At 50.9% G+C, this 14,586-nt stretch carries 11 protein-coding genes; 4 read left to right on the forward strand and 7 right to left on the reverse strand.

Translation table 11 applies throughout. The features are described from left to right. Positions 1-106: 106 nt before the first annotated feature. The 6 genes from EZV72_RS15870 to EZV72_RS15895 form a co-directional block, all read right to left on the reverse strand. A complete protein-coding gene (locus tag EZV72_RS15870) occupies positions 107-1,486 on the reverse strand; it encodes a DUF4397 domain-containing protein (RefSeq protein WP_137168142.1) in 1,380 nt (459 codons plus the stop codon). Between the two features lie 207 nt (positions 1,487-1,693). Further along, entirely contained in the window at positions 1,694-3,364 is a 1,671-nt protein-coding gene (locus EZV72_RS15875) for a S8 family serine peptidase (protein ID WP_137168143.1), read from the reverse strand. Between the two features lie 496 nt (positions 3,365-3,860). Continuing rightward, entirely contained in the window at positions 3,861-4,601 is a 741-nt protein-coding gene (gene rlmB / locus EZV72_RS15880) for a 23S rRNA (guanosine(2251)-2'-O)-methyltransferase RlmB (protein ID WP_137168144.1), read from the reverse strand. Then, a complete protein-coding gene (gene rnr / locus EZV72_RS15885) occupies positions 4,602-6,920 on the reverse strand; it encodes a ribonuclease R (RefSeq protein WP_137168145.1) in 2,319 nt (772 codons plus the stop codon). Between the two features lie 603 nt (positions 6,921-7,523). Then, positions 7,524-8,105 carry a tetratricopeptide repeat protein gene (locus tag EZV72_RS15890; RefSeq protein ID WP_232364582.1) on the reverse strand — a complete coding sequence of 194 codons (582 nt, stop codon included), beginning with the start codon at positions 8,103-8,105 and terminating at the stop codon, positions 7,524-7,526. Between the two features lie 164 nt (positions 8,106-8,269). Beyond that, positions 8,270-8,515, reverse strand: coding sequence for a TIGR02647 family protein (locus tag EZV72_RS15895; protein ID WP_137168147.1), 246 nt, complete (start codon positions 8,513-8,515; stop codon positions 8,270-8,272). A gap of 215 nt (positions 8,516-8,730) precedes the next feature. Here EZV72_RS15895 and ubiD point away from each other — a divergent pair, with 215 nt between their 5' ends. The 4 genes from ubiD to EZV72_RS15915 all read left to right on the forward strand — a co-directional run bounded on the left by ubiD (position 8,731) and on the right by EZV72_RS15915 (position 13,466). Next, positions 8,731-10,200, forward strand: coding sequence for a 4-hydroxy-3-polyprenylbenzoate decarboxylase (ubiD, locus tag EZV72_RS15900; protein WP_137168148.1), 1,470 nt, complete (start codon positions 8,731-8,733; stop codon positions 10,198-10,200). 39 nt (positions 10,201-10,239) lie between these two features. Continuing rightward, the gene (gene fre, locus EZV72_RS15905; RefSeq protein ID WP_137168149.1) at positions 10,240-10,935 is read left to right on the forward strand and encodes an NAD(P)H-flavin reductase; all 696 of its coding nucleotides are present in this window, start codon (positions 10,240-10,242) and stop codon (positions 10,933-10,935) included. A gap of 48 nt (positions 10,936-10,983) precedes the next feature. After that, the gene (locus EZV72_RS15910; RefSeq protein WP_137168150.1) at positions 10,984-12,360 is read left to right on the forward strand and encodes a M28 family metallopeptidase; all 1,377 of its coding nucleotides are present in this window, start codon (positions 10,984-10,986) and stop codon (positions 12,358-12,360) included. Between the two features lie 128 nt (positions 12,361-12,488). Beyond that, positions 12,489-13,466 (forward strand): type 2 periplasmic-binding domain-containing protein, encoded by a 978-nt coding sequence (locus tag EZV72_RS15915; protein ID WP_137168151.1) that lies wholly within the window; start codon positions 12,489-12,491, stop codon positions 13,464-13,466. Positions 13,467-13,475: 9 nt separating this feature from the next. Here EZV72_RS15915 and EZV72_RS15920 read toward each other — a convergent pair whose 3' ends face one another. Next, positions 13,476-14,585 (reverse strand): heparan-alpha-glucosaminide N-acetyltransferase domain-containing protein, encoded by a 1,110-nt coding sequence (locus tag EZV72_RS15920; protein ID WP_137168152.1) that lies wholly within the window; start codon positions 14,583-14,585, stop codon positions 13,476-13,478. Position 14,586 lies beyond the last annotated feature (1 nt).

The raw sequence follows: 14,586 nt of genomic DNA on the forward strand, positions 1-14,586 counted from the left end.
TCACATGCTACGCCGCAGAACAGGCATAAGGCAATAGAGGGAAAAGAAAATAACCTGTTGTTAGTGACTTAGCCCACTAACAACAGGTGAGGTATGACCTTGCAGACTATTTTAATATCACGATTTCGTAACCGGTGGCGGTGTCAGCCGGTTCTACCGTGACCATGTAATTGGCATCTTCGGTAAATCCGGTCAGCGCGGTACGGTCCAGCAGCACCTGTTCATCGTTATCATCTTCGTAAACCGCAATGACTTCATAATAATCCTCCGGCAGCATCAGAGTCTCATTTTCACCAAATTCCAGATTCAGCGTGTAGTACGGAGCGGTATCAATAGTTTCATCACTGCGAACCAGATAAAAATCAATATTATCAAAGTCGCTGATCAGATTGATGAAGTTCACGGTTTTATCATAAGACTGCGGCAGACCGCTTTCCTCAAACGTGGCAGCGCCCAGCGTACCATTATTGTTATAAATCATAATGGCTTTACTCTGCCCCTGATTAAGCGTAATCAGCTTGTTGGTCAGACCGGAGATACCCGCCTGCGGGCTGCTGACACTAATGCGATAGTCGCCATAGTCAATGCTGGTAAAGTCCGACAGTTCACTGGCACTCAGCGTGAATGTTTTATCTTCTTCACTGGTATTACCGCCAAAGGTCACGGTAATGTCATCAGCGAGATTGGTGCTATTGTAGATGCGATACTGGGAGCTGGCATCCACATCAGTAATGTTAGTCACATAGGTAGAGTTCAGTACCGCATCGACTGACAAACCATCTACAATGGCCCCACTGACATCGCGTATCATCATCAGGTATTCGGTTTCATAGCTGAAATCCAGAGTCTGGGATTCAAATACAACTTCATTCTGGCCCGGCAGTGTCAGATACAGGGTATATTCGTCGGTATCAAAATCGTCACTGTCCTCATCCGGGTCCCAGTACGTCATTTCAACTTGCTCCAGGTAACCTACCGTGCCCAGAAAGTTAGCGGCTTCAAACGGGTCGCCATCCTCGGCCATGTAAACATCATAGCTGATGCCATCCACTCGCAGGTTGTTAAAGAAGAGCCGAAAGTGCTCATCGAGGGTTTCCCGCTCCAGCTTGTATTCGGTAAATTCCGGGTTGGAAAAGTCGCCGCTCAGAACAATCAGAGTTTTGTAGCCGGTGCTCAGATTCACGGTCATGGTATCCAGCACCACTTCCTGGTCGTCTGCATCAATGCGGACAAACTCAAGGTCAATATCGCCGTCATCTGACGATACCAGTGCAGTTGCATCGCCAAACTGGGCGGAGCCAAAGCTGTCACCGTCCACCTCGCGCATATAAACGGTAGCTCCGTTGGGTGAGGCATTGTAAAACTGCAGATAAGCATAACTGTAGTCAGAGCTGCTGCTGTCTGAGCCACCGCAACCGGCCAGCCCCACGGCAAGCAATAACAGCATGAATCCGCCTGCCAGGCGGGATAAGTAGCGTGTACGCATTTTTGAAGAGTCCTTTTAAATCGAGTGAAGTTATTTTGGTTGTTCGCGTTTACTGGACGCGCTCACAAGGTAAGTCATCGAAAAAAGGGCTTGGTTCTGGGCTTTACAGAATCTTTGCAATCCTGACAAAACCTGACATCAGACAAACACAGACGGGCAGAATTAAAAAAGGCCGCCTATCCGTGGCAGCCTTTGAGAACATCAGTCTTACTGGTAGCTATAGCTTAAAGTCACGCCTGAATAGGCAGAGTAACCATTAATGCCGATATGCCAGGTGCCTTCGTTAGGGTTGGTAAAAGTACATACCTCACCATTACCTGATTCATACGGACGACAGTCATAGCTGCTGGTAGACGGCTGTGAGCCAAAGCGAACATACAGATCGGCATCGCCCGAGCCACCGGCAGTGCGAATAGTCATGCTGCTGACACCGGCCGGAATATCCCAGGTGTAGCGTTTCCAGCTGCCCTGTGAACCAGACAGATTCGCCAGCTCACCAGACACCGGCTCAACGCCACCCGTACCGCCGTCACCACCATCAGGCGGTGTACTGCCACCGGCACAACCATTGTTGTTCAGATAGCTGATGGCATTGGCCACCTTAATAATCCCGTTACCATAGTAGTTATCCCGACCGGCTGCGCCACGATCCTTGGCAGTCGCGTTAAGCGCACCACGAATTTCTTCGTTGGTACACTGGTCATGATAGCTCCACACCAGTGCAGCAGCCCCGGCAACATGTGGCGTCGCCATGGATGTACCGCTTAAAGTGGCATAGGTATTGGTTGGGTAGGTGGAATATACCGATGAGCCCGGCGCGGCAATTTCCACGGCATTATTGTACTGCGAGTAGCTGGCGTGATTTTCATTAGAATCGACTGCCGCCACTGACATGACCGCATCATAGGACGCCGGATACGACTTGGTGCTGTTGCCATCGTTACCTGCCGCCGCTACCAGTAAAACGCCGTCATCCACAAAGCCCTGCATGGCATTACGCTCAGCGGTAGACGAACCGCCGCCACCCAGACTCATATTGACCACATCGGAACCGGCATTCTGACACTGGGTAATGGCAGAGATAATGTCAGATGCGTACGTCCAGTCACCGTTGTCGTTGAAGATTTTTACGATATGCATGTTTACGCCCGGGTAAACACCCACTACCCCCTGGGTATTGTCGTAGGCAGCAATCGTACCGGCAACGTGTGTACCATGGCCGTTGCCATCGTTATACCAGTTACCCACAGCACTGTTATTGCCCTGACCGGTTACACCATTGTTGCTGTCAGGCAGGTCTGGGTGACCCAGATTAAAGCCGGTATCAATAATACATACCTTGCGGGCGGCAGTGTCGCTTTGCGCAAACTGATTCGCCTGAACCATGGAAATACCGTATGGCGAGGTCTGCGCCATCAGACGACGCTTGGGATCTTCGGTCACACTTTCCACATTCGGATTATTGCGCAGGCGATTAAGCGCGGCTTTGCTCATGGAAGCAGCCACCATTTTTTGCTTGCTCAGCACCTTATGTGGTTTAGCACCAGCCTGTGTAACAATATTTTTGGCCGCCATGGCATCAAACGGCGCATCCGCTACGGGTGTTCCCGGTAAGCTCTTTTTCTTGGTGCGGCTTCTGGCCAGTACAGACTGTCCGGTTTCTTTGAAAGTAACAATGTAACGCTGCTCGTCGTCGGCCAGAACCAGACGATCGGTCAGTACATTCTGCAGCTGTCCGGCTGCGTTTGTTGCGGTTCCCTGTTCTTGCTTGGTGACCTCTACCGGGCCATTCATTGCTGCGGTGACTGACGCACTTAGTAATGTCATTGATGCCAGTACTGCAGCTTGTTTGCAAAATGCATGTTGTTTTTTCAACATTTGTTGTTTCCTGTCTTGTTGTTTTTTAGCTCCCTGCGCTCTTCATCGTAGCGTTTACCAAAGGGTTATTATTGTGCTGCATCATGCCCGTATATTTTTCATTATCAGAACAAGAAAGCGTCCGGCTTTCTTTCAGAGATACTTTATACAGTGCAATGTGCAGTTTCCTTGTGAGCTTGTTTTTTGCTCATTTCCAGCCTACCGAAATAAACGTATGAAAACGTATTTTACTCTGACCCCGATTATTAACTTATATACCCAAAAGTATTAGATGAAATTCACTAATTAATAATTATTATTGGGTATCAGATAGTTACAAATTTCGACATGCATTTTTAACCTATCCGATTTTGTATCAAAATGAAACCGGAGAAAGAAAACACAAAAGTTAACAGGGTGTAAATAAAACAATACCCCGCAGCAGCGACATGCTGCGGCGGGGTATAGACAGGGATTTGATAAGGATCTTTCCGAAAAGAATATCCTGCAGAAGTGATTACTGGCTACGTTGTCTGACTATCTCATAAAGGCACACACCGGTGGCCACCGACACATTCAGACTGCTAACTGACCCGGCCATAGGCAGTTTGACCAGTTCGTCACAGGTTTCGCGGGTTAACCGGCGCATGCCCTTGCCTTCGGCGCCCATCACCAGTGCCATGGGACCGGACAATTTAGCCTCGTACAACATCTGCGGGGCTTCGCCGGCTGTACCAATAATCCATACGCCCTGGTCCTGCAACGACTTTAAGGTACGGGCCAGATTGGTGACCTGTATAAACGGCACGGTTTCGGCCGCACCACAGGCCACTTTGCGGGCAGTACCGGTCAGCCCGCCTGATTTGTCTTTTGGAACAATGACCGCATCCACGCCAGCGGCATCAGCGGTTCGCAGACAGGCACCAATATTGTGCGGGTCGGTCACACCATCCAGCACCAGCAAAAATGGCTGAGACTGCTGTTCCACCAGCGCGGCCAGATCTGACTCATCGAGTGTTCTGGCGGGTTTGGCCCGGCCCACTACACCCTGATGCTGCTCACCGTCCACTTTGTCATCCAGCGCCTTGCGGCTGCAAAACTGAACACTGATTCCAAAACGACGGGCCTGATTGACCACGTCATTCAGGCGATCGTCATTACGGCCTTTTAGTACCATTACTTCCAGCACACGCTCCGGCTCTTTTTCCAGAACCGCCTGCATGGCATGCAGGCCATATAACCATTCTTGCTGCGCCATTTATTTCTTTTTACCTTTTCGAGACTGAGGTTTTTCTGATTTGCCGCGTCCTTTTGACGGATTGGATGAGCTGCGCTTCCGGGCCGGCTCTTCTTTTTTACCTGCGCTGCGTACTTTTACCTTTTTCCCTTTCGGACCTTTGGCAAAGGTGCCATCAAGTACCAGATCAATCTTGCGCTCATCCAGATTCACCGCCGCTACCTTCACGGTCAGGGTATCGCCCAAACGGAACTGACGTGCACCTGATTCACCAATCAGGGTCTGCTTAACATCGTCATAGCGATAAAAATCATCGGCCAGCGAGGTAATATGAACCAGTCCGTCAATATGATAATCCGTCAGACGGATAAACAACCCGAAGTTGGTTACCGATGCGACCACACCTTCAAAGCTGGAGCCAACATGGTCCTGCATAAACTCGCACTTCAGCCAGTCTGCCACATCGCGGGTGGCATCATCGGCGCGCCGTTCAGTCATTGAACATTGTTCACCCAGCTGTTCAATTTCTTCTACGGTGTAATTTTTTGCCCCGGCCACTTTATGTTTAAACGGCTGCTTAGCCAGCACCCCTTTAATAGCCCGGTGCACCACAAGATCCGGATAACGACGGATGGGCGAGGTAAAGTGGGCGTACTGAGCCAGAGCCAGACCAAAGTGACCAATATTCTCACCATCGTAAACCGCCTGCTTCATAGAGCGCAGTAACATAGTCTGAATCAGCTCCTGATCAGGCCGGTTCTGGGTTTTATTGACCACTGCAGTAAAGTCTGCCGGGGTGGCATCTTCGGTAATGCTGTGCGGCACCCCGATTTCTGACAGATAGGAAGTAAAGGTCGTCAGACGATCGGCATCCGGCTTATCGTGCACCCGGAACAGCGCCGGGGCTTCATGTTTTTCCAGCATCTGGGCGGCGCACACATTGGCCATGATCATACATTCTTCGATCATCTTGTGGGCGTCGTTACGTACCAGCGGCACAATATCTTCAATCTTGCGCTGCGCATTAAACACAAACTTGCTTTCCTGCGTTTCAAACTCAATCGCGCCACGTCCCTGACGGGATTTTTTCAGGGCGCGGTACAAGTCGTGCAGATTACGCAGATGACTGACATGGTTGCTGTAACGCTCGTGCAGATCTTTGTCGCCCTGCAAAATTTGCCATACCTTATTATAGGTAAAGCGGGCATGGGAGTTCATCACTGCTTCGTAGAACTGAAATGTATCCAGCTTGCCCTGTGCGGAAATGGTCATTTCACACACCATACACAGGCGATCAACTTCCGGGTTCAGTGAACACAGGCCGTTTGATAACTTTTCGGGCAGCATGGGAATAACCTGCTCCGGAAAGTATACCGAATTGCCCCGTTCAATGGCCTCGCTGTCCAGCGCAGTACCCGGGCGCACATAATGGCTCACATCAGCAATCGCTACCCACAGCTGCCAGCCGCCGTCATCCAGCGGCTCACAGAATACGGCGTCGTCAAAGTCGCGGGCATCTTCACCATCAATGGTAACCAGCGGCAACTGACGTAAATCAATACGGCCCTGTTTGGCGTCTTCGGGCACTTCATCACTTAACAGATTGATGGCGCGATCAACGCCCTGCGGCCACTGATGCGGAATATCAAACGAGCGCAGGGCCATTTCAATTTCCATGCCCGGCGCCATATGCTCACCCAGAATTTCTTTAATCTGGCCAACCGGATTTACCCGGCGGCGAGGACGCTGGGTCAGTTCAACCACCACCACCTGGCCCATGCGGGCGCCATTGGTCTGTTCTGGCGGAATCACAATTTCGTGGTTAAGGCGGCTGTCATCAGGAATCACTACCCCAACACCGTCTTCGGTGAAGTAGCGTCCGACAATCGGCTCACTGCGCGGCTCTACCACATTAACAATATAGGCTTCGCGACGGCCTTTACGGTCGGTGCCGGTGACCCGGGCATCCACCACGTCGTCGTGTAAAAACAGGCGCATCTGCCCGCCACTGATATATAAGTCGCCGGAGTTATCTTCTGGTCTTAAAAAGCCAAAACCATCGCGATGGCCGATAATGCGGCCGCGAATCAACTCTTCACGATTTTGGATAGCGTAGCGTTTCTGTTTTGTAAACTGAACCTGGCCTTCCCGCTCCATAGCGCGCAGGCGCCGCTGAATACCAATTCGGTTATCTTCGTCTTCGGCTTCTACCGCAGCACAAATTTCGATGAAAGACATGGGCTTGCCATGTTCTTGCATCACCGACAGTAAATATTCACGGCTGGCGACAGGTTTGTCGTACTTTTCCTTTTCGCGCTGGTAATGGGGATCGTCACTCATGTATGTCTTTGTTACCTTTTGTATTTCAGTCCCGGCTACAAAAGTTGTGTCTGCTCCGGGAATATATAATTAGTTAGCTTGTTCATTAAGCCTGTTGCATCGCTTTGCGATTAATAACCCACACACGCCAATTTGGTTCAAATGGCTGCCTGGCTTGCAGTATAACAGGCCAGCCCGATAAATGATGCGTTATCAATAACACACTATTGCCATTCACATTCAAACTACAACGAATACTCATCGAATAGTATTTGATTTTATCTGATGACCGGGAAATTATTCACCGGTTTGGTATCACTGTTATGACAAATAAATTAAACATGTTGTCCGTCATCGCTCAGATTAATGTGCGGTATTGTCTGATGACATTACCCACGGCGAATCAGTATCTAACGTATAATCTTCCGGCTTCGGGCGGTACCCGTCGGTGATGAGAATCAGGCAGATATAATGTGCGAGGTGTGTGACAAGGGTTTATTTTCTAGCAATTCTGCTTGCAGTGTACAGAAAAAATACAGTCACGACTACACTTTAACTGCAATTGTTTGAGAAACTGCCTGCGCCCAGGGGCGGTGGCACATGAGCGTAGACTAACCGAACAGATTAATAACTGCCCATAGCTCTGGCGGCGCGCACTGCCTTAGGATGCATGCGCTGTTCAAGCTGTTCTAACAAACCGGCAATGCGAGTATGGGTTTGGTTGTCATCGGTAATGGCGTTAAACAACCAGCGATAGGCATCTTCGTAGTCATACGGGCTGCCGTGCCCGTCTACAAACAGGCCGGCCAGCTGTAACTGGGCATTGAGGTTACCCAGGGCCGCCGCTTCGCGCAGGTAAATAACGGCCCGCTTGTAATCGGTTTGCACCAGGGTGCCTTTTCGATAATACCGGCCCAGTTGTTCCAGGGCTGCCGGCAGGCCCTGCTGCGCCGCATCCGACATTAGCCGGATACCGCGCTCGGGGGCTTTTTCTACACACACGCCCCAGGCCAGCATATCGCCCCACAAAAACTGAAAAGCAGGCTCTTTTAACACTTCTGCATGCGCTTCGATATCCTGCACCAGCTGACAGCGGTCCGTCACCACCCGGGTCAGGTGAGTATTACTATTGATAAGGGCAATCAGCTCATTCTGTGTATAGAGCTCAACAGCCTTGAGCTGAGATGACTGGGCATGCACCTGCATACTGGCCAGCACCAGCCCGGTCAATAAAAGAAGCTTTTTCATAGTGTGTTACCCGGTCGCGTTTTACCGATAAGCATTGCTGATAACCATGCTATCGGCCTGACAGAATAAAACTATAGTGACAAATGGCCGGTTTTGCCTGTGGGCACCGGTTATGTTTGTTATTAATTAAGCCTGGATAACAGCGCTCCGTGAACTTTGTAGGCATGTTCAGCCACATCTATACCCAGGTCGGTCAGATAGCCGCCGTCTGGCTGGGTTATCATGCCTTTGGAATATAGCCTCTGGGCAGCATTAATTTGGGTTTCTCCGGCATCACGGTGAATCTTCAGTCCCTGCATCAGGCTGCTTCGCGGAAACATCAGCAACAGGTTTAACTCTTCTGTCATATATTTATCAAACGTGCTCATCGGCGCCTCCAGTGATTGGGGTTACATCGGCCCGGTTATGACCAGATTATATTTTTGTCACAAATGCTTATATGACACCCTTTATGCACCGCTGTCCAGCGAAAACTAAAAAGCCTGACACAAGTTTACGAAGACACGGATTAGACTGCATCGCCCGGGCTGGTTAATGGTATACTCCCAGCCACTTTTTTCGCCAACAGGGCCTTTTGTTACCTATGAAGTACAAAGACTTACGGGATTTTATCGCCAAACTTGAAGCACAGGGCGAGCTTAAGCGTATCACCCGGGAAATTGATACCGATCTGGAAATGACCGAAATTGCTGATCGTACCTTACGTGCCGGCGGCCCCGCCCTGTTGTTTGAAAACCCTAAGGGTAGCAATATTCCGGTGTTGGCTAACCTGTTTGGCACCCCCGAACGGGTAGCCAAAGGCATGGGGCAGGATGATGTAAAGGCGCTGAGAGAAGTGGGCAAGTTACTGGCCTATCTGAAAGAGCCCGAGCCGCCAAAAGGCTTAAAAGATTTGTGGGAAAAACTCCCGGTGCTGAAAAAAGTACTGGCGATGCCGGCCAAAGAAGTGCGCAAGGCCCCATGTCAGGAAGTGGTGTTAAGCGGTGAGGATGTTGATTTGTCTACCCTGCCCATTCAGCGCTGCTGGCCCGGCGATGCCGCGCCGCTGGTCACCTGGGGGTTAACCGTTACCCGCGGGCCACACAAAAAACGTCAGAACCTGGGTATTTACCGGCAGCAGGTGATTGCTAAAAATAAACTGATTATGCGCTGGCTGTCACACCGTGGTGGCGCACTGGATTTTCGTGAATGGTGTCAGACGCATCCCGGTCAGCCCTACCCGGTGTCGGTGGCGCTAGGCGCCGACCCGGCCACCATTTTAGGTGCTGTTACCCCGGTGCCTGATACCTTGTCTGAATATGCCTTTGCCGGTTTACTACGTGGGGATAAAACCGAGGTGGTGAAGTCCATCAGCAATGATTTGCAGGTGCCGGCCAGCGCTGAGATTGTACTTGAAGGCTATATTGACCAGAACGAAACCGCTCCGGAAGGCCCGTATGGCGACCACACCGGTTACTACAATGAAGTGGATGAGTTTCCGGTATTTACGGTCACGCATATAACTCATCGCCGGGATCCTATTTACCATTCGACCTACACCGGCCGTCCGCCTGATGAACCGGCCATTTTAGGGGTTGCCTTAAACGAGGTATTTGTTCCTATCCTGCAAAAGCAGTTTCCGGAAATTGTGGACTTTTATCTGCCGCCGGAAGGCTGCTCCTATCGCATGGCGGTGGTCACGATGAAAAAGCAGTACCCGGGACATGCTAAGCGGGTCATGATGGGCGTATGGTCATTTTTGCGCCAGTTCATGTATACCAAGTTTGTTATTGTATGCGACGATGATGTGAATGCCCGGGACTGGAATGATGTCATCTGGGCCATTACCACCCGTATGGATCCTGCCCGCGACACCGTGATGGTGGAAAACACGCCGATTGATTATCTGGATTTTGCCTCGCCGGTATCTGGTCTGGGCTCCAAGATGGGTATGGATGCCACCAACAAAATGCCGGGGGAAACCGAGCGCGAGTGGGGTACCCCCATTGTGATGGATGATGCGGTCAAACAGCGCGTGGATGACATCTGGGATGAGCTTGGTATCATGGACTAGCCCATTCAACTACAGCGTAATTGTTAAAGAAGAGAGTACATGTCACAAATTCAATGTCAGGTTAGCAGCATCACGTCGCTAACCGAAGTGGTCTATAAAGTTATTCTTACCCCAACCCACCCGGTTGAGTTTCACGCTGGTCAGTACATTCTGGTGCACATGGGCGACAACGACAAACGTCCTTTTTCTATTGCCAACGCCGCGTATAACAACGAGGTGATTGAGCTGCACATCGGTGCTGACGAGAACAATGCGTATGCCACCGAAGTACTGGATCGCATGCGTAACAACGGTGAAATTGCCATTAGCGGTGGCCACGGCGAAGCTTTTTTGCAGTCTGACGGTAAGCCTATGGTGCTGATTGCCGGTGGTACCGGCTTTTCTTATACCTATTCTATTTTACAGCAAGCGCTGCACGATCATCCGGACACACCGGTTAACCTTTACTGGGGCGGCCGTAAGCTGGATGACCTGTATCTGCATGAAGCCCTGTCTGCGCTGGCTGACAAACATGCCAACTTTACTTTTTATCCGGTAGTGGAATTTGCCGAAGAAGGCTGGCAAGGTAAAACCGGCTGGGTTCATCAGGCTGTGCTGTCTGATTATGATGATCTGGCCGAAGTCCAGGTGTACATCGCAGGCCGGTTTGAGATGGCCAAGGTAGCGCGGGATGATTTTTTTGCCCGTAATCTGCCCCAAACCAGTTTATTTGGCGATGCCTACGCCTTTATATAAACCACGCTAAACCCAAACAGAGCGTGGTAACAAGAATAAGGAATACTGATGTTTACACGCTCTGCTGTTGCTTCCGCCCTTGTGGCTGGCTGCCTGTCTTTTTCTGCGATTGCCGATACGCCCAACCACGCCGGCACAGCCCCACTGTATGATATTGCCGGTGATATATCGGCAAAGCGCATTGAGCAGGATATAACCAGTCTGGTCAATTTTGGTACTCGCCACACGTTATCTGAAACCCAGTCCGATACCCGCGGAATTGGCGCTGCCCGACGCTGGATAAAGCAGGAGTTTGAAGCGATCTCTAAAAATTGCGGCGGCTGTCTGGAAGTCATGTTTGTGGGTGACACCATCAGCGGTGAAGAGCGTATTCCCGATGCCACCGAGGTGATTAGTGTGATTGCCATTCAGCGCGGCAGTACGGATCCCGACCGGTATGTACTGATGTCTGGCGATATTGACTCGCGGGTATCTGATGTCATGGATGCCACTTCTGATGCGCCCGGAGCCAATGATAATGCCTCCGGCGTAGCCGGTACACTGGAAGCAGCACGGGTGTTAAGTCAGTACCAATTCAACGGCTCTATTGTATATGCTGCTTTAGCCGGTGAAGAGCAAGGTCTGTTTGGGGGCAAAATTCTGGCTGCCAAAGCCCAAAAGGAAGGCTGGCGATTAAAAGCGGTACTGAACAACGACATGATAGGCAATATCGAAGGCATTAACGGGGTGATTAATAACACCACCGCCCGCCTGTTTGCCGAAGGCACCCGGGTCACAGAAACAGACAGTGAAGCCCGTACCCGCCGCTTTACCGGCGGAGAAGTCGATTCGCCTTCACGTAACCTGGCACGCTATATCGATAAGCTGGCTGACCAGTACATTGAAAATCTTGATACCATGGTGGTTTACCGGCTCGACCGGTTTGGTCGCGGCGGCCATCACCGGCCGTTTAATGATTTAGGTTATCCGGGCATCCGCATCATGGAGACCAACGAAAACTATCATCGCCAGCATCAGGATTTACGCACCGAAGAAGGCATTCAATATGGCGATACGCTGGAAGGGGTGAATTTTGACTATGCCGCCAAGCTGACCGCGTTAAATGCGGTGAGTCTGGCGTCCATGGCCTGGGCGCCGGCTCCGCCTGCCGGCGTCAGGATTGAAGGCGCGGTAGAGCCCTCTACCACTTTGCGCTGGAATGCTGCCGATGATAAACAGAACCCGCAGCTGGCGGGTTATAAGATTTACTGGCGCTATACCGATGCACCGCAGTGGCAGTTCAGCAAGTTTGTAGGCAAGGTTAGCCAGGCCACGCTGGAAAATGTGGTGATTGATAACTACTTCTTTGGCGTGGCCAGTGTGAGCAAAGACGGCTACGAAAGCCCGGTGGTATTTCCCGGCGCCGCAGGCAGTTTTGGCGAGTAAACTTGCCAACCTTACCGAAATTTAAAGGCTGCTCTGTGCAGCCTTTTTGCTTTTCTTACCGTAAAAAGGCTACACTCGAAGAATATCGGATTGATATATACATTCAGTTAACAAAGAAGGATAACTTGTTGCGAATTATTGTTTTGTGTTGCGCACTGTTGTTTTGCCTGCCCGCTGTTGCTCAGCTTAAACTGGGTGCCACAGCTCTGCCTACCCTGGTGGATGAAGACGATGAACCGGCCCGGATCAACGACATTGTGACCGAAGCTTTTCGCCGCATGGATAAAACCGTGTCGCTGGAAGTGATGCGATCTGCCTTTCTGGGCAGTGGTTTGCTCAGTAAACAGCTTGACGGTGACTTTGCCTATCTGGACCTGGACGAGAAAAAATCCGGTTTTGTCTACTCCCGGGCCTATCTGCCTCTTTACTTGTTTGCAGTCAGTAAACGCGAATCGGTCAAAGAAATCAGCTTACTGCCGCACCTGCAGGATAAGCGCATTGCCATTGAAAACCGCTTTGCTAACACCGACCGGGTGCGTTTGATTAAAGATGTAAAATGGGGACGTAATCCCACCACCTTTGATGCCTTTAGACAGCTGGCAGATAACCGTGCTTACTACCTGCTGACCAGCGGCCTGCTGGTTGATGAATTTAACCGCTTGCTGAAAGTGGAAAACGAAGAGCTGCTGCATTTATCTTCAGCGCCGGTTTTTAGTGCCGGATTTCACCTTCGGTTACGGGATGATGTGGCCGATGCCCGCGCCATTACGATGGAGTTTGGCAGTGTGGTTGATGATATGCAAAAGGATGGCACCTTTAACCAGCTGTTGGGCATTGCCTGGCTCACTAAAGACATTAACGGCGATGGGGTGGCTGATTATATCAGCAGTAAGGCTGTGCCCCGGGCTACTCTGGATGAAACCATGCTGGCAGCCGCTTATCCGCTGGATGATACCCAGCCCGGTACAGATTCGGTATTTGTGATTGACGCAAAGACCTTTACCAGCCGCGAAGAGGCGTTTGGTGCCCTTGACGGGGTGGATAATGTGCTGCGCATGAGCCTGCTGGACAAAGAAATCTACCAGCGGATTTTACGCCGCTGGTAATCATTTTATTCAGGTGGCGGCGCCGGTTACACTCAGGCGGGCCTTGTGAAAAAGGCCTTTAGCCATGTGCCCGACAGGCAGTACCAGCCCTTTGTGCACAATGAGAGTCAGCGTTAACACAACCGGCATCATCAAGAAAGTTTGCCAGCTGTTTAACGTGGTATAGCCGACCACGCCCATTCCCCAGCAAATCAGCGTCCACTGAACAATATACAGGGCGGTGACATGCCGACTGGCATACTGCAATATCTTATATACCTGGCTGTGTAAAATATGTGGCACCAGATAACGATGCAGCAAGTACAGCAGACATAAATTCAACCCGGTCAGATAAGCGATGCCACCAAAATTCAGATGAAAGAAATTGGCAAACTGGGTTTTTGGATCGTACCAGCAGGCCAGCAACCCGGCGATAAGCAGTAGCAGCCCCAGCGCTCCGCCTTTTTTAAACAGGCCATCAGCACTAAGCTGCTGTTCGGTGTAGCACCGTCCCAGATATTGACCAATGAGGATAGCGCTTATCCAGGGCATCACCGGAAAATACACCTGATAACTGGCTGAGAAAAACAGCTCGCTTAAGTAAGATAACGGCGATGGCAGCACAAAGCCGCGCATAAACTGTGAGGCTACCGCTATCAACAGGGCCAGCACCAGCAGACTGTGACGCCGCAACTGCAACATGTTCAGCCCGGCAATCAGCAGTAGCGACACACCGGCCAGCTGTAAAATGTCGCCGGTTAAAAACATAAACAACAGCTGTTCATGACTGAGCGGCGACTGCCAGCCGTAGGCCTGGATAAAGCTTTCTGGCATGGTGCCCAGGGCTATCGGCAGGATAAACTTCAGCGTATTCATAAAAAAGCCCAGTGCCAGAATAATCAGCCCCCGGGCCACCAGCGCCGCCGGGGTATTACGCCGGGATAACGCCAGCGATATCCCCATGGCCACCAGAAATGAAGCGGTTCCCTTGCCCAGCACATGGATGGTATGGCCAAACAATGTATTAGTCTGGGTGTCGATGGTGGCGTACATCCACAGGGTGTGGACACACACCATAATAAACACACTCAGCCCGCGGGCAAAGTCCAGCGTGTGTAAGCGATGTTGATGAGGTTGCATG

Source organism: Salinimonas lutimaris, from assembly GCF_005222225.1.
Taxonomy (GTDB): domain Bacteria; phylum Pseudomonadota; class Gammaproteobacteria; order Enterobacterales; family Alteromonadaceae; genus Alteromonas; species Alteromonas lutimaris.